Raw genomic sequence first — 14,501 nt, forward strand, 5'->3', positions numbered from 1 at the left:
CCACCCAGGAAGGCCTCTCGCTCGAAGAGATGCTGCCCCCCGGCCGCCCCGGTGGCCCTGAAGTCTATGTCGAGCGCAACGCCGCCGACCTCGAAGCCGTGTTCGACGTGCCGGTGCGCGTCTCGGTCGTGCTGGGCCGCACCAAGATGCCCGTCAGCGACCTGCTGCGCCTCGATACAGGCACTGTCATCGAACTCGACCGTCAGGTCGGCGAGGCGGTCGAGATCTTCATCAACGAGCGCCTCGTGGCACGTGGTGAAATCGTGCTGGTCGAGAGCAAGCTCGGCGTCACCATGACCGAAATTATCAAACCACAGTAAGGGAGACCGCGATGCGCCTGCTCATCATCGGGGCCCTCGAAGGCCAACTCAGCGAAGCCACCAAGATGGCCATGAATGGCGGTGCCAAGGTCGCCCATGCGCCTTCGGTCGAGATCGCCCTGGCCGCCCTGCGCGCCGGACGCGGCGCCGACCTGCTGCTGGTTGATGTGGTGATGGACATTGCCGGGCTGATTGCCGGCCTCGAAGCCGAGCGCATTGCCATTCCGGTGGTGGCCTGCGGCGTCGAAGCCAATGCCGCCGCCGCCGTCAACGCCATCCGCGCCGGCGCCAAGGAATACATCCCCCTTCCCCCCGATGCCGAGCTGATCTCTGCCGTCATCGCCGCTGTCGCCCGGGACAGCTCCGAATTCCTGTTCCGCGACCCCGCCATGGAACGCGTCGTCAAGATGGCCGACCAGATCGCCGGCTCCGACGCCTCGATCCTGATCACCGGCGAGAGCGGCACCGGCAAGGAAGTCATCGCCAAATACGTGCACGCGCGATCCAAGCGCGCGAGCAAGCCGTTCATCTCGGTCAACTGCGCCGCCATCCCCGAGGCGCTGCTGGAGTCCGAGCTGTTCGGCCACGAGAAGGGTGCCTTTACCGGCGCCATTGCTCGCCGTATCGGCAAGTTCGAGGAAGCTTCGGGCGGGACGCTCCTGCTCGACGAAATCAGCGAAATGGATGTCCGCCTGCAGGCCAAGCTGCTGCGCGCCATCCAGGAACGCCTGATCGACCGCGTTGGCGGCGGCAAACCCGTGCCCGTCGACATCCGCATCCTGGCCACCTCGAACCGCAATCTCAGCGAGGCGGTGCGCGAAGGCAACTTCCGCGAGGACCTGCTGTTCCGCCTCAACGTGGTCAACCTCAAGCTCCCGGCCCTGCGCGATCGCCCCGGCGATATCGCGGCGCTGTCCGAACACTTCGTTGCCAAATATGCCAAGGCCAATGGTCTGCCGCCCCGCCAGCTTTCCGCAGAAGCTCGTGGCGCGCTGCTCCAGGCGCCCTGGCCCGGCAACGTGCGCGAACTCGAAAACACCCTGCACCGCGCCGTTCTGCTGTCTTCGGGCGACATTATCGGCCCCGAAGCCATCGTGCTGCCGGACGGCATGGGGCTGACCGAGGCCGCCAGCGCCAATTCGCTGTCGTCCCAGCTCGCCCAGACCGCCGAGACCATGTCGCGGGCCCTGGTGGGCCGCACCGTGGCCGATGTAGAGCGGGACCTGATCCTCGATACCCTCGATCACACGCTGGGCAACCGCACCCACGCCGCCAATATTCTGGGGATATCCATCCGGACATTGCGCAACAAGCTCAACCAATATGCTGATGAGGGGACCAACGTGCCCGAACCGGGCGAACGGCGGAGCGTCGCATAGCTTGAAACACCTGGCCGCCCCCTCCTGCGCTGCAAACCGCCCCCAAATGGGGACGGCAGGGGCCGGCTTGACCAAATCTAGGGTGGCCGCATGAGCGAGATGCCGGCCGGCCGCCCACAGTCTTCGTTCAAGGTTCCTTCGGTCACGTCTGTCGTCGACCTGCTGCGCTCGGGCGATATCGCCCTTGCCGCCGGTGTGATGGGCCTCATCGTCATCCTCATCGTGCCGCTGCCGCCACTGCTGGTGGACATGCTGCTGGCGATCTCCATCGTCTTCTCGGTGATGATCCTGATGACGGCGCTGTTCATTCAGAAGCCGCTGGAATTCTCGGCCTTTCCGACAGTCCTGCTGATCGCCACCATGCTGCGGCTGGGTCTCAACCTGGCGACAACGCGCCTGATCCTCAGCGAGGGCCACAACGGCACCGCCTCGGCCGGCCACGTCATCGAGGCCTTCGGCAACTTCGTGACGCGTGGCAATTTCGTCATCGGAACGGTGGTCTTCATCATCCTGGTGATCGTGAACTTCATCGTCATCACCAAGGGCTCGGGCCGTATCGCCGAAGTGGCCGCCCGCTTCAGCCTCGATGCCATGCCCGGCAAGCAGATGGCTATCGACGCCGACCTCTCCGCCGGCCTGATCGACGAAGACACCGCCAAGAAGCGCCGCGCCGAGCTGGAAGGCGAAAGCGCCTTCTTCGGTAACATGGACGGCGCCAGCAAGTTCGTGCGCGGCGACGCTATTGCCGGCCTCATCATCACCTTCATCAACGTGTCGGCTGGCATCCTGATCGGCATGATGCAGGAAGGCCTCAGCTTCCAGGAAGCGGGCAATGTCTACACCCTGCTCACCATCGGCGACGGCCTCGTCAGCCAGATTCCCGCGCTGATCGTTTCGACTGCGGCCGGTATCCTGGTTTCCAAGTCCGGCGTTTCCGGCTCCGCCGACAAGGCCCTCTCGGCCCAGTTCACCGGCTATCCCCGCGCTTTGGGCATGTCCTCGGCCGTCATGGGCATGCTGGCCTTCCTGCCGGGCATGCCCATCCTGCCCTTCCTCGCGCTGTCCGGTGGCGTCGGCTATGTCGCCTGGCGCGCCGCTCGCAACAAGGACGTCGCCAAGGCTGAAGCTGCGACCAAGACCGCGCTCGAGGCCGCCAACAGCCCCGCCGGGGCCGCTGCCGCCAGTGCCGAGCCACCAATCGCCGACAGCCTCAAGATCGACGAGCTCAAGCTCGAGCTCGGCTATGGGCTGCTGGCGCTGGTCAAGGAAGACGAGAACGGCAGCGACCGCCTGACCGAGCAGATCAAGGCGCTACGCCGCCAGCTGGCGGTGGAACTGGGCTTCATCATGCCGCCCGTCCGCATCCTCGACAACATGCAGCTCGAGCCCAACGTCTACAAGGTTCGCATCAAGGAAGTCGAAGCAGGCGCCGGCGAGATCTATGCCAATCAACTGATGGTCATGGATCCCTATGGCAACCAGATCGACCTGCCGGGCACGCACACCACCGAGCCGACCTTTGGCCTGCCCGCCACCTGGATCGAACCGGCGCTGCGCGACGAAGCCGAGCTGCGCGGCCTCTCGATCATCGATCCTTCGACCGTGATCTCGACCCACCTCACCGAAGTGCTCAAGGCCAATGTCGCGGACCTGTTGAGCTATTCCAACGTGCAGTCCCTGCTAGCAGGCCTGCCCAAGGACCAGCAGAAGCTGGTGGAAGATATCGTCCCCGGCCTTATCACGGTATCAGGCGTGCAGCGCGTACTGCAGGCTTTGCTCAACGAGCGCATTTCGATCCGCGACCTCTCGACCATTCTCGAAGGCATTGCCGAGATCGCCGGCCCCGGCCGGTCGGTGCAGGTCATTGCCGAGCATGTCCGCAGCCGCCTCGCCCGCCAGCTCTGCGCCGCCAATATGGGCCCCGACGGCAACCTGCCGCTGCTGACCCTGGGCCCGCAATGGGAGCGCGATTTCGCCGAGGCCATGGTTGGCGAAGGCGACAACCGGCACCTGGCCATGGCGCCCAGCCGCCTGCAGCAGTTCATCGCCGCCATTCAGCAGGCCTTTGAACGCGCCGCCCAGCAGGGCGAGCTGCCGGTGCTGATCACCTCGCCCGCCATCCGCCCGCATGTCCGCTCCATCATCGAGCGCTTCCGCCCGCAGACCGTGGTGATGAGCCAGAACGAGGTCCACCCCCGCATCCGCCTCAAGACGGTCGGCAGCGTCTAGCCATGTCCCGCGTATTGCTTGATGGGTATCTCGAAGTTCCCGCCGATCGCATCGACGCCGTCCGCGCCGCGCTGCCCGAGCATATCCGCCTCACCCGCACAGAACCCGGTTGCCTCAGCTTCGAGGTAACGCAGGACCCGGACGAGCCCACGCATTTCCGCGTGTCGGAAGTCTTTGCCGACCGCGCGGCGTTCGAAGGCCACCAGAGCCGCGCCGGCGCCTCTGACTGGGCCATCGTGACGGCAGGCATGCCCCGCCACTACACCATCCGCGACGAAGCCTAGCGCTCGGTCAGGGCCAGCTTGGCGCCGAGCAGCACGAAGGCTCCGGCAAAGGTGCGCCGCATCCACACCATGATGGCCGGCCGCGAGATCACGTGGCCACGAATGGCGGCAGCAAACAGCCCATAGAGCGCGAAGACAACGAAGGTCATCGCCATGAACACGCCGCTCAGCTCCAGCATGCGCAACACCCCATTGGGTGCCGTCGCCGGCACGAATTGCGGCAGGAAGGCAAAGAAGAAGATCGAGAGCTTGGGATTGAGGAGGTTGATGAGAACGACCTCGACGGCCATGTCTTTCAGGCTCTTGGGCTCGGCATTGGCGGCGACCGAAAGCGAGCCGGTTTCGCGCAACGTCGCCCAGGCCATGTAGAGGAGATAGGCGACGCCGAGATACTTGATGATCTCGAAGGCGAGCGCGCTGGCATGGAGAATGGCGGCAAGACCGGTGATGGCCGCGATCATGTGCGGCACGATGCCGATGGTGCAGAAGAGCGCGGCCCACAGGCTCGCCTTGCTGCCGCGGCCAAGGCCAGCGGCAATGGTGTAGAGCGCACCAGCGCCCGGAGAGACGACGACGATCAGCGTGGTGATCAGAAATTCAATGCTCATGCTGCCCGCCTTCGTTCAGTTGCCGAGACGATAAATCGTCCCGGCCCCGCCCGCCAGTCGATCTGCGCGCGCCGTCCACAGGCGCCGTCATTCACTACGGGCGGTCATTTAGTCCAATGGCTTAGGAACCCGCCGCGCCCGCCCCTCATTTGTTCTGGAGACGTCAGGGGCCTATTCTATGAAGCGTTTTGCCTGCGACCATTGCGGCAATCTCATCAACTTCGACGCCGCCCGCTGCGGGCAATGCGGCCGCAAGCTGGGCTATCTCCCCGAAAAGCATGCCCTGGTTTCGGTGATTGAAGACGGCGGGTTGTGGTCCAGCCCGGCCTTCCCGGACGACGCCTACGTGTTTTGCGAAAATGCCCATCGGGGCCTTTGCAATTGGCTGATCCGCGCCGACCCGGCCAGCGACAGCTTTTGCCCGGCCTGTCGGCAGAAGATGAACCGCCGCCCCAACTGACGATGACAGTCCGCCCGGGACTGGATAATCTCGGGCCATGCAAACCACCATCCTGATCGTTCCGCCCTTTTCCACCCTCTGCAATGCCGCCTTTGGCCTGCGCCGTGAAGTCTTCGTCTGGGAGCAGAAAGTCCCCGAGGAGGAGGAGCACGACGCCGACGACATGACGGCCACCCATTTCGTCGCCGTGGTCGCGGGCGAGGTGGTTGGCACGCTGCGCCTCATCGACAAGCCCGAGCATATCAAGATCGGCCGCGTCGCGGTGCGCCAGGCCTTCCGCGGCCATGGCATCGCCAGGACGATGATCCTGGCAGCCATGGATCATGCCCGCGCAGCAGGCCGGGATCGCTTCTACCTCACGGCGCAATCGGACAAGCTGGGCTTTTACGAGCGGCTGGGCTTTGCCGCCTTCGGCCCCGAATTCCAGGACGGCGGCATGCCCCACCGCGCCATGCGCAGCTATGACCGCGACACGGCCGTGTTAACCAATTAGGAACCTCTTAAGCCTGCCGTTCGACGGCAGGTTGGCGGCCCCGCTTTTTGCGATATTGTCTGCGATGTCAGGGATGTTGCGCACCGCAAGATGCGCCCCCCAACAATAACCGCCAGGGAGGCGGAGGAGGCCGGCAGCGACTTCGCGAGCCGGCCTTTTCAATCCAAAGCCAAGCCAGCAATCAGTATTCTTTCGGAACGCCTCGCGCGTCCCGGCGTTGTCGTGGGCATAAAGGGCCGCACGATGCGCTACCGGCAAGTTTTGCACCGTACGGCCCGTTCACCTTCGACGATGAACCTATGGAGCCTACAATGATCCGCACGCTTTTGGCCACTACAGCCCTCGCTGCCCTGCTGACCACTGGTGCCATGGCCCAGGCCACCGCCCCTACGACACCTGCCGACAATGCCGCCCAGACGGTCGTCGAAGGGGTCGACAACGCAGCAGATGCCGCCGCTGAGGCCGCCAAGGACGCTGCCGCAGCCACCAAGGATGCTGCCGCCGCCGCCGCTGATGCGGCATCCAACGCGGCCAACAACGCCGCCGCTGCCGCCAACAATGCCGCCAATAACGCGGCTGTTGCCCTGGACAGCGCCACCCGCCCCATCTTCGAACTCTCGGCCGGCTATAGCGCCGCCGATACCGACAATCTGGGCACGCGCCTGATTGGCCAGTCGGTCTATTCCTCCACCGGCGGTGATGCCGAAGAGATCGGCAAGGTCACCGACATCGTCTTTGACCACAACGGCCAGATCACGGCCGCCGTCATCGGCGTTGGTGGATTCCTGGGCATTGGTGAAAAGTCGGTTGCGGTCGATTTCCGCTCGCTCGAGTTCACCGTCGCTGCCGACAATACCGAACGCTGGGTGCTGCCCACCACCGCCGATGCCCTGAAGGCGGCGCCGGACTTCGTCTGGATTGAGGACGAGCCGGCAGCTCCCGTCGATACCATGGCCCCTGCGGCACCGGCCGCGCCCGTCACCAACTAGTCGACGCGGCACGCACGATCCCTGGGGCTGGCCTATGGCCGGCCCCTCATTGCGTCTTCTAACGAGGAGTATCCATGCTTCGTCATCTACCCGCCGCCTCCGCACTGGCAGTGTTGCTCGCCCACCCCGTCCTGGCGCAGGAGGCCTCCTCGTCGAGTGAATTGGGCCGCAGCGGTCTCACTGCCCCGACCATCATGTCGGAGGGCTACACCACCAGCGGAACCGATGTGCTGGTCACCAAGCTGCTGGGCCAGACCGTCTACTCCTCGGTGGCCAATGATGCCGAGGAGATCGGCAAGATCTCCAACCTCGTCGTCACCTCGGGCCTGGGGATTTCCGCCGTGGTCATCAGCGTCGGCGGCGTGCTGGGAATCGGCCAGAAGGACGTAGCAGTCGATTTCACCCAGCTAGAATGGGCGACCCGCGAGGACGGCTCCCGGCGCTGGGTGCTTCCCACTACAGTGGAAGCCCTCTCGGAAGCGCCCGCCTTCATCTGGGGCGAGAGCGAACAGACCACCGGCACCCCGGCGCTCACTCCCCAGCAGGAGCAGGACCAGCTCGTCAAGGGCGACCCCAATGCCGCGCCGGTCGACCCCAATCTCACCACCGACCAGCCCGAGCGCACGCACATCACCACGCCTGCCGATCGCAGCGGGCTTTCCGAATTCGACAAGTCCAGCCTCACCGCCGACCAACTGCGCGGCATTGGCGTGTTCGGCATCGACGACGAGCAGATCGGCACCATCGGCGACATCGTCACCAATGTCGACGGCACCTTCGACGCGGTGATCGTGGATGTAGGGGGCTTCCTCGGCATTGGCGGCAAGCCGGTCGCCGTGGGTTTTGACAACCTGGTGTTTTCGGTCGACACCGCCGGCACGCGCTACCTGTTCCTCAACACCACCCGCGAGCAACTCGAAGCCCAGCCCCCCTACGACCCCGCCACCTATGCCGACAACCGCGACACTCAACGCATGGTGATCAATCCCTAGGCTGCTCACCAAACACAAAAAAGCCCGCACGAGGCGGGCTCTTTCAAATTCAGTTTTGACGGCGGCTACTGCCCGCGAAAGCGCAGGCGGCCGATTTCGTCATATTCGGCCTGCTCGACCTTGAGCTGTTCCGCCGCTTCGCGCTGATGCTCGCGCTGATCCAGCAGTTCAACCTTCTTGAGGTCTTCGAGGGCCTCGGCCAGTGCATCCTGGGCAGCTTCGAGCTTGCCCCGCATGTCATTGGCGGAATTCAGCAGATTGTCGCGCCGGGTGAGGGCCGCCTTGGCAAAGGTCGAATAGGCGAAATGAGCCACATCCGAAATGCCGGTTTTGGTCTGCTCGATTTCGATCTGCTGGTCCAGTTCGCCTGCCATGCGCTCGAAATCGCTGACCATCATCTCGATCTGCGCGACCTGACGACGCTTTTCGTCCACCTGAAATTTCTTGAGCCGTATGAGGCTCTCGCTGCGCGATTTCAAGACCTGTACTCCTTACACAACAAGTCAGTTCCGGGACCAGAAGCTAGTCCCTTCAGCCTGCCGCGCCCGCCGCGCCCACGATTGCCTCGAGCATTTTATAGCCCTCGGCAATACCGGTCGTTTCTTCCCGCTCCTGGCCCAGAAAGGCCTCGAATGCGGGATTCATGGCAATCGCGCGGTCCACTTTCGGATCTGACCCTTTCCGGTAAGCCCCCAGCCGGATCAGTTCCTCCATGTCCGAATAGATGGACATGAGTTCTCGCGCCTTCTGCAGGACCGGCCGAACATCGGCCGGAACACACCCTGGCATGGTGCGCGAGATGGACCGGAGCACGTTGACGGCAGGGTATCTTCCCCGCTCGGCGATTCCGCGCTCCATCACGATGTGCCCATCAAGAATACCGCGCACGGCATCCGCAATGGGCTCATTGTGATCATCACCTTCCACCAAAACGGTAAATAGACCGGTAATGGAACCCGTCGTCGGTGTTCCCGGCCCTGCCCGCTCCAGCAGCCGCGGCAATTCGGTGAACACCGTGGGCGGATAGCCCTTGGCGGTCGGCGGCTCCCCGATGGCGAGGCCGATTTCGCGCTGCGCCATGGCAAAGCGCGTCAAACTGTCCATCATGCAGAGCACGCGCTTGCCCTGGTCGCGGAAATACTCGCTCAGCGCCAGCGTCATATAGGCCGCCTGCCGCCGCATCAGCGCCGCCTCGTCGCTGGTGGCCACCACCACCACGGCCCGCGCCAGCCCTTCCTCACCCAGATATTCCTGGACGAATTCGTGCACTTCGCGCCCGCGCTCGCCGATCAGCCCGATCACCGAGACGTCCACGTCGGTATTGCGCGCCAGCATCGACATCAGCACCGACTTGCCGACGCCCGAGCCGGCAAAGATGCCCATGCGCTGGCCTTCGCAGAGCGTCGTAAAGGTATTGAGGCACCGCACGCCCAGATTGACCGGCTCGCCCACCCGCACGCGGTCATGGGCCAGCAACGGGTCCTGCCGCAGCGGATAGGCCGAGGCGCCGCGCGGCAGCGGCCCCTTGCCATCGATCGGCTCGCAATTGGCATTGACCACCCGGCCCAGCCACCCCTCCGAGGGAAAGGCCGAACCGTCATTGCGCAGGAACACTGCCTTGCAGCCAAGCCGCACGCCCGACAGCTGGCCAAACGGCAGGCACAGGGCATGCCCGTCCTTGAAGCCGATGATTTCGGCTGCCAGCATTTCCTCGTTGACGGTTTCGATATGCACGCGCCCGCCGACGCGCAATTCGCGCACCGGGCCGACGATTTCCACCAGCAGGCCCTGCACCGATTTCACCCGGCCGAACACTTCAATGTCGTCGATTGCCTCGATGGCCGAGATCAGCGCCTTCATGATGGCCAGTGTCCGTTCATCGGCTGGATTTCTGAATTATGGTTTCCGCGCCCGGCGAATCGAGCCCGGCTACGAATCAGAGAGTAACCGATCGTTAAGCAAAAGGCGCTATTTCAGACGGTGGATCAGTCCGTCAAGCGCTAAGCGCAGACCCCTGGCCAAACCCCGTGCACAGCCTCGATCGATGAGTCACCTGAGTCGCTTGCAACGGCTTCTTAAACCATTTTCTTAAGAAAAATTGATAAGATTAACCCTTAAATTTCAATGACTTAAACTAAATACACCCTAACAGCGTTTGCGTATTGCCGAACCGAATTAAACTTTGTTAACTACTTGAGCTTAGGGTTCAGTCATATCCAGTAGGGTTGGAGTTGGGGCGAGCATCTTGGTTGCTGCGTCGCACGGGTTCCAGCAGGAACGAATGACAAGGGGAATATAATGCGGGTACTCCTTATTGAGGACGACAGCGCGACAGCGCAGAGCATCGAACTGATGCTCAAGTCAGAGAGCTTCAACGTCTATACGACCGACCTCGGTGAGGAAGGCGTCGATCTTGGCAAGCTCTACGATTACGACATCATCCTTCTGGACCTGAACCTGCCCGACATGAGCGGATACGAAGTGCTGCGCACTCTCCGCGTCGCCAAGGTTCAGACGCCGATTCTCATTCTGTCCGGCCTGGCCGGCATCGAGGATAAGGTGCGCGGTCTCGGCTTCGGCGCCGACGACTACATGACCAAGCCCTTCCACAAGGACGAACTCGTGGCCCGCATCCACGCCATCGTTCGGCGTTCGAAGGGCCACGCCCAGTCGGTCATCCAGACCGGCGACCTCACGGTCAACCTCGACACCAAAACCGTTGAAGTGCAGACGCAGCGCGTCCACCTCACCGGCAAGGAATATCAGATGCTCGAGCTGCTCTCCCTCCGCAAGGGGACCACGCTCACCAAGGAAATGTTCCTCAACCACCTCTATGGCGGCATGGACGAACCTGAGCTCAAGATCATCGACGTGTTCATCTGCAAGCTGCGCAAGAAGCTGTCGGTGGCCACCGGTGGCAAGAACTACATCGAAACCGTCTGGGGCCGTGGCTACGTGCTGCGCGAGCCCGATGAGGCCGATGGCTACAACGAGAACGTCGCCTGATCGGCTGACAATCTCCGCAATTTCGAGCCCCGCGTGACCCCGTCACGCGGGTTTTTTGTTTGCCCGCGCCGTCATTCTCTCCCCCAAACTCCACTGATCCATCAGCCATCGCCTCCCTCCCCTCGATGGGGAGGGAACGAGGGTGGAGTGGGGGCCAGCCACCGCTCCCACCAAAAATCCCTCCCCCCTGTCGAAACCGGCACCCCTCCCTCGTCGTCTTGTCACAGACCAACGAGGAGACACCCAATGATCCGCACGCTCGCCACCATCGGCGCCCTGCTGATGACCACATCCGCCTTCGCCCAGTCCGGCCAGACCGTCCCGGTCAACGGCATGGACATGTATTACGAGGTATCCGGCGAGGGCGAGCCGCTCATCGTTCTGCACGGCGCCTATATGAACATCCCCACCATGGGGGCCATCGTCCCCAAGCTCGCCCAAACCCACAAGGTCTACGCCATCGAATTCCAGGGCCACGGGCGCACCGCCGATATCGACCGGCCGATCACCTATCCCAACCTCGCCGACGACGTTGCCGCCTTCATGGATGCCGTTGGCGTCGAGAAGGCCGATATCTTCGGCTATTCCATGGGCGCGGCCACCGGGCTGCAACTGGCCATCCGCCACCCCGAAAAGGTTGATCATCTGGTCGCCGCCTCGGCCGCCTATGACGCAACGGGCTGGCAGCCGGCCTTCACCGCCTTCCTGCCCACCATGACGCCCGACATGTTCGTGGGAACCCCGATGGAGGACGAATGGAAAAAGCTCGCCCCCAATCCCGACGGCTTCCGGACCCTCGTCGAAAAGCTCATCGCCCTCGAACATGAACCGATGGCCTGGGAAGCCGAAGTCAAAACCATCAAGTCCCCGGTGCTGATCATTGCCGGCGACGCCGACGTCTCGACCCTCGAACACAATGTGGCGCTGTTCCGCCTGCTGGGCGGCGGCGAGATGGGCGACATGGGCGTGCCCCTCTCCGCCTCGCGTCTCGGCGTCCTGCCCGCCACCTCCCACACCGCGGTGATCAACCAGGCCGACCTGCTCTACGGCTTCATCGAGCCCTTCCTGCAGGACCAGACCCCTGAAGGCTTCATGGGCATGTAAGCGTCCTCAACGAACACGGTGTCATCCCGGCCTTGACCCGGGATCCATCCTGAGATCTCGGGATGGATCCCGGGTCGAGCCCGGGGTGACACGTGGATGCAGATTGAGACCTACCCCTTGCCGCCATCCCGTCATCCTGCTTTCATCGCGCGCCATGACCTCCCATGCCGAAACCCATAGCGCGATCAATTCGGTCTGGAAGATCGAGCAGCCCCGCCTCATTGCGGGGCTGACCCGCATGGTGCGCGACATTTCCCTCGCCGAGGAGCTGGCCCAGGACGCTCTGGTCGCCGCGCTCAAGACCTGGCCGGAATCGGGCGTGCCCCGCAATCCCGGGGCGTGGTTGATGCAGACCGCCAAGCGCCGGGCGATCGACTATTTCCGCCACCGCAAGATGGCCGCCACCAAACTCGAAGAGGTCGGCCGCATCATCGAGGACGACGCACCCGACCACGAGGAAACCATCGTTGCGGCGCTCGACGACGAGGTCGGCGACGACCTCCTGCGCCTGATCTTCACTTCCTGCCACCCGATCCTGCCGCCCGAATCCCGTGTCGCCCTCACCCTGCGGCTGATCGGGGGCCTCACCACCGAGGAAATCGCCCGCGCCTTTCTCGCCGCCGAACCCACCATCGGCCAGCGCATCGTGCGCGCCAAGAAGGCCATTTCCGATGCCGGCATTCCCTTTGAAGTGCCGCGCGGCGAAGAGCGTCAGGAGCGCCTCGGCTCGGTGCTCGGCGTGCTCTACCTGATCTTCAACGAGGGCTACTCAGCCACCGCCGGCGACAACCTGCTGCGCCCCCAGCTCAGCGACGAAGCCATGCGGCTCGGCCGCATCCTGGCCGGGCTGTCCCCCGACGATTCCGAAGTCCACGCCCTGCTCGCCCTGATGGAAATCCAGGCCTCGCGGAACAATGCCCGCACCAATCGCCATGGCGAGCCGGTGCTGCTGCTGGAGCAGGATCGTGGCCGCTGGGACCAGTTGCTGATCCGCCGGGGTCTGGCTGGATTGGATCGCGCCATCGCGCTGGGCGGCGCCGACCGGCCCTATGCGCTGCAGGCCGCCATCGCCGCCTGCCATGCCCGCGCCCGCAAGGCCGTCGACACCGACTGGTCGGCGATCGCCGCGCTCTATAGCCGCCTGAATGTGGTGACGCCTTCCCCGGTGATCGAACTCAACCGGGCCGTGGCGGTCTCGATGGCCGAGGGGCCCGCTGCCGGGCTCAGGCTGATCGACGCCATCCGCGACGATCCCGCGCTCAAGAACTACCATCTGCTCTATGGCGTGCGCGGTGACCTGCTCAGCAAGCTGGGACGCCACACCGAAGCCATGCTCGAATTCCGTCGCGCCGCCGACCTCACCCGCAACGAACGCGAACGCGCTTACCTGCTGGGCCGGGCCGAAGAAACGGGATAATCCCGCCACATCGCGCGTGTTGGGCAGCCTAAGCCGCCTCCGCCACAGTCTCGAACTTGGATTCAAGGATTGCCCGGTCGAAGGGCTTCATCATGTAGTCACTGGCCCCGGCCTTGAGCGCCAGGGCGATGGCGCCGATATCATTGTCGACGGTGCAATAGACCACATAGGGCTTTTCGCCGCCGACAAAGGCGCGCAGCAGCTTGAGGAATTCCAGCCCGCTCATGATGGGCATGTTCCAGTCGAGCAGAATGGCGTCAGGCATTTCCTGGCGGCACTTGTCGAACGCGTCCTGGCCGTCTTCGGCTTCCTCGACGATGAAGTCCATGTCTTCGAGGATGCGACGCGCAACCTTGCGCACCACACTGGAGTCATCGACGATCAGGCAAGACTTCATCCTCGGACTCCGCGCGCAGATGTACTGCTCAATTATGAGCAGTACCTCCTACGGATTGGTTAGCAGCACCAGCGCTATTCTGCTGCGACCGGCTCGACAACTTTGGGCGTTGCGGTGAGGAAGAACTTGTCGTCTGCCAGGCCGATGGCGATTTCCATGTCGGTCATGCGGCCAAGCAGGCCGGTGTAGAATGGTTGGATGCCCCGCGCGTCGACAAAGCCCTCTTCCGGCGTGCCCGCCAGCAGACCCGCGGCACCGGCCGGGATCAGCGTTTTCTGGCGCTTTTCGGGATCGCTCTTGGACGAGAATTCGAACTTCTCGTTGCCCGGCTCACCGGTGATCGAGGCCGTGACCAGCCCGCCGCGCGGCACCGACATGGCTGCGATCAGCAGCATGTTCATGAACAGCTTGGCCTTGTGCTTGGGCATCAGGATCAGCGGCACGTTCCATTCGAGGTCGGCCTTTTCGATCTCGAACAGGATGCGGGCCACGCGCTCGCATTCGCGCGTATCGATATCGGTGCCGGCGGTCGAGGAGGCGCCATAGGCCAGGCGCGCAAATTCCAGCTTGGCGCGGCTCTGCTTGGCAGCGCTGGCGATGAGATCGCGCGCGCCTTCGGCCATTTCGGTCTGACCGGGATCGCCCAGCACTTCCAGCCCGTTGCCGATCGCCCCGATCGGGTTGATCAAATCGTGGCAGACCCGGCTGCACAGCATGGCCGCCAGATCGGTCGCCTTGAGCTCGATGATATCGGTCATCGGGGCAGTCTCCGTAAGAATCAGTTTTGCCGACATTAGAGTGTCATCGGCAGGAGTGGACAGAT

16 protein-coding genes are annotated in these 14,501 nt (G+C 63.7%); 11 read left to right on the plus strand and 5 right to left on the minus strand.

The features are described 5' to 3' along the window. Nucleotides 1–29: 29 nt before the first annotated feature. The 4 genes from fliN to ACZ5WT_RS02555 all read left to right on the plus strand — a co-directional run bounded on the left by fliN (nt 30) and on the right by ACZ5WT_RS02555 (nt 4,212). Nucleotides 30–320 carry a flagellar motor switch protein FliN gene (gene fliN / locus ACZ5WT_RS02540; RefSeq protein ID WP_464287140.1) on the plus strand — a complete coding sequence of 97 codons (291 nt, stop codon included), beginning with the start codon at nt 30–32 and terminating at the stop codon, nt 318–320. Nucleotides 321–331: 11 nt separating this feature from the next. Then, nucleotides 332–1,699, plus strand: coding sequence for a sigma-54-dependent transcriptional regulator FlbD (flbD, locus tag ACZ5WT_RS02545; RefSeq protein WP_464285822.1), 1,368 nt, complete (start codon nt 332–334; stop codon nt 1,697–1,699). Nucleotides 1,700–1,789: 90 nt separating this feature from the next. Beyond that, nucleotides 1,790–3,928 (plus strand): flagellar biosynthesis protein FlhA, encoded by a 2,139-nt coding sequence (gene flhA / locus ACZ5WT_RS02550; protein ID WP_464285823.1) that lies wholly within the window; start codon nt 1,790–1,792, stop codon nt 3,926–3,928. A gap of 2 nt (nt 3,929–3,930) precedes the next feature. Next, complete coding sequence (locus ACZ5WT_RS02555; protein ID WP_464285824.1) at nt 3,931–4,212, plus strand: putative quinol monooxygenase; 282 nt, start codon at nt 3,931–3,933, stop codon at nt 4,210–4,212. On the opposite strand, the gene ACZ5WT_RS02560 is transcribed toward ACZ5WT_RS02555, so the two are convergent. Next, nucleotides 4,209–4,820 carry a LysE family translocator gene (locus ACZ5WT_RS02560; RefSeq protein ID WP_464285825.1) on the minus strand — a complete coding sequence of 204 codons (612 nt, stop codon included), beginning with the start codon at nt 4,818–4,820 and terminating at the stop codon, nt 4,209–4,211. The two genes, ACZ5WT_RS02555 and ACZ5WT_RS02560, sit on opposite strands and share 4 nt — an antisense overlap. A 178-nt stretch (nt 4,821–4,998) precedes the next feature. Between ACZ5WT_RS02560 and ACZ5WT_RS02565 the strand changes: the two genes are divergently transcribed. The 4 genes from ACZ5WT_RS02565 (at nt 4,999) to ACZ5WT_RS02580 (ending at nt 7,754) form a co-directional block, all read left to right on the plus strand. Then, nucleotides 4,999–5,280, plus strand: a complete 282-nt coding sequence (locus ACZ5WT_RS02565) for a zinc-ribbon domain-containing protein (protein WP_464285826.1) — start codon at nt 4,999–5,001, stop codon at nt 5,278–5,280. Nucleotides 5,281–5,317: 37 nt separating this feature from the next. Next, nucleotides 5,318–5,773 (plus strand): GNAT family N-acetyltransferase, encoded by a 456-nt coding sequence (locus tag ACZ5WT_RS02570; RefSeq protein ID WP_464285827.1) that lies wholly within the window; start codon nt 5,318–5,320, stop codon nt 5,771–5,773. Nucleotides 5,774–6,084: 311 nt separating this feature from the next. After that, entirely contained in the window at nt 6,085–6,762 is a 678-nt protein-coding gene (locus tag ACZ5WT_RS02575; protein ID WP_464285828.1) for a PRC-barrel domain-containing protein, read from the plus strand. A 74-nt stretch (nt 6,763–6,836) separates the two neighbouring features. Next, on the plus strand, nt 6,837–7,754 hold the full coding sequence (locus tag ACZ5WT_RS02580; RefSeq protein ID WP_464285829.1) for a PRC-barrel domain-containing protein: 918 nt from the start codon (nt 6,837–6,839) through the stop codon (nt 7,752–7,754). A 65-nt stretch (nt 7,755–7,819) separates the two neighbouring features. On the opposite strand, the gene fliJ is transcribed toward ACZ5WT_RS02580, so the two are convergent. Then, complete coding sequence (gene fliJ, locus ACZ5WT_RS02585) at nt 7,820–8,233, minus strand: flagellar export protein FliJ (protein WP_464285830.1); 414 nt, start codon at nt 8,231–8,233, stop codon at nt 7,820–7,822. 52 nt (nt 8,234–8,285) lie between these two features. Beyond that, the gene (gene fliI, locus ACZ5WT_RS02590) at nt 8,286–9,614 is read right to left on the minus strand and encodes a flagellar protein export ATPase FliI (RefSeq protein WP_464285831.1); all 1,329 of its coding nucleotides are present in this window, start codon (nt 9,612–9,614) and stop codon (nt 8,286–8,288) included. Between the two features lie 438 nt (nt 9,615–10,052). On the opposite strand from fliI, the gene ctrA reads away from it, so the two are divergent. The 3 genes from ctrA to ACZ5WT_RS02605 all read left to right on the plus strand — a co-directional run bounded on the left by ctrA (nt 10,053) and on the right by ACZ5WT_RS02605 (nt 13,281). After that, the gene (gene ctrA / locus ACZ5WT_RS02595; RefSeq protein ID WP_464285832.1) at nt 10,053–10,760 is read left to right on the plus strand and encodes a response regulator transcription factor CtrA; all 708 of its coding nucleotides are present in this window, start codon (nt 10,053–10,055) and stop codon (nt 10,758–10,760) included. Nucleotides 10,761–11,006: 246 nt separating this feature from the next. Further along, on the plus strand, nt 11,007–11,864 hold the full coding sequence (locus ACZ5WT_RS02600; protein ID WP_464285833.1) for an alpha/beta fold hydrolase: 858 nt from the start codon (nt 11,007–11,009) through the stop codon (nt 11,862–11,864). 154 nt (nt 11,865–12,018) lie between these two features. Further along, nucleotides 12,019–13,281: an RNA polymerase sigma factor gene (locus tag ACZ5WT_RS02605; protein WP_464287141.1), complete on the plus strand. Its 1,263-nt coding sequence runs from the start codon at nt 12,019–12,021 to the stop codon at nt 13,279–13,281. Nucleotides 13,282–13,309: 28 nt separating this feature from the next. Here the strand turns inward: ACZ5WT_RS02605 and ACZ5WT_RS02610 are convergent, their stop codons facing one another. Further along, nucleotides 13,310–13,678 (minus strand): response regulator, encoded by a 369-nt coding sequence (locus tag ACZ5WT_RS02610; RefSeq protein WP_464285834.1) that lies wholly within the window; start codon nt 13,676–13,678, stop codon nt 13,310–13,312. A gap of 74 nt (nt 13,679–13,752) precedes the next feature. Continuing rightward, nucleotides 13,753–14,436 carry a histidine phosphotransferase family protein gene (locus ACZ5WT_RS02615; protein ID WP_464285835.1) on the minus strand — a complete coding sequence of 228 codons (684 nt, stop codon included), beginning with the start codon at nt 14,434–14,436 and terminating at the stop codon, nt 13,753–13,755. Nucleotides 14,437–14,501: the final 65 nt, after the last annotated feature.

This window comes from Devosia sp. T2-14 (assembly GCF_055397495.1).

Bases quoted from the DNA above. Each gene is read 5' to 3' on its own strand.
- fliN (WP_464287140.1), top strand. From the start codon at position 30: ATGCTGCCCCCCGGCCGCCCCGGTGGCCCTGAAGTCTATGTCGAGCGC.
- flbD (WP_464285822.1), top strand. From the start codon at position 332: ATGCGCCTGCTCATCATCGGGGCCCTCGAAGGCCAACTCAGCGAAGCC.
- flhA (WP_464285823.1), top strand. From the start codon at position 1,790: ATGAGCGAGATGCCGGCCGGCCGCCCACAGTCTTCGTTCAAGGTTCCT.
- ACZ5WT_RS02555 (WP_464285824.1), top strand. From the start codon at position 3,931: ATGTCCCGCGTATTGCTTGATGGGTATCTCGAAGTTCCCGCCGATCGC.
- ACZ5WT_RS02560 (WP_464285825.1), bottom strand. From the start codon at position 4,820: ATGAGCATTGAATTTCTGATCACCACGCTGATCGTCGTCGTCTCTCCG.
- ACZ5WT_RS02565 (WP_464285826.1), top strand. From the start codon at position 4,999: ATGAAGCGTTTTGCCTGCGACCATTGCGGCAATCTCATCAACTTCGAC.
- ACZ5WT_RS02570 (WP_464285827.1), top strand. From the start codon at position 5,318: ATGCAAACCACCATCCTGATCGTTCCGCCCTTTTCCACCCTCTGCAAT.
- ACZ5WT_RS02575 (WP_464285828.1), top strand. From the start codon at position 6,085: ATGATCCGCACGCTTTTGGCCACTACAGCCCTCGCTGCCCTGCTGACC.
- ACZ5WT_RS02580 (WP_464285829.1), top strand. From the start codon at position 6,837: ATGCTTCGTCATCTACCCGCCGCCTCCGCACTGGCAGTGTTGCTCGCC.
- fliI (WP_464285831.1), bottom strand. From the start codon at position 9,614: ATGAAGGCGCTGATCTCGGCCATCGAGGCAATCGACGACATTGAAGTG.
- ctrA (WP_464285832.1), top strand. From the start codon at position 10,053: ATGCGGGTACTCCTTATTGAGGACGACAGCGCGACAGCGCAGAGCATC.
- ACZ5WT_RS02600 (WP_464285833.1), top strand. From the start codon at position 11,007: ATGATCCGCACGCTCGCCACCATCGGCGCCCTGCTGATGACCACATCC.
- ACZ5WT_RS02605 (WP_464287141.1), top strand. From the start codon at position 12,019: ATGACCTCCCATGCCGAAACCCATAGCGCGATCAATTCGGTCTGGAAG.
- ACZ5WT_RS02610 (WP_464285834.1), bottom strand. From the start codon at position 13,678: ATGAAGTCTTGCCTGATCGTCGATGACTCCAGTGTGGTGCGCAAGGTT.
- ACZ5WT_RS02615 (WP_464285835.1), bottom strand. From the start codon at position 14,436: ATGACCGATATCATCGAGCTCAAGGCGACCGATCTGGCGGCCATGCTG.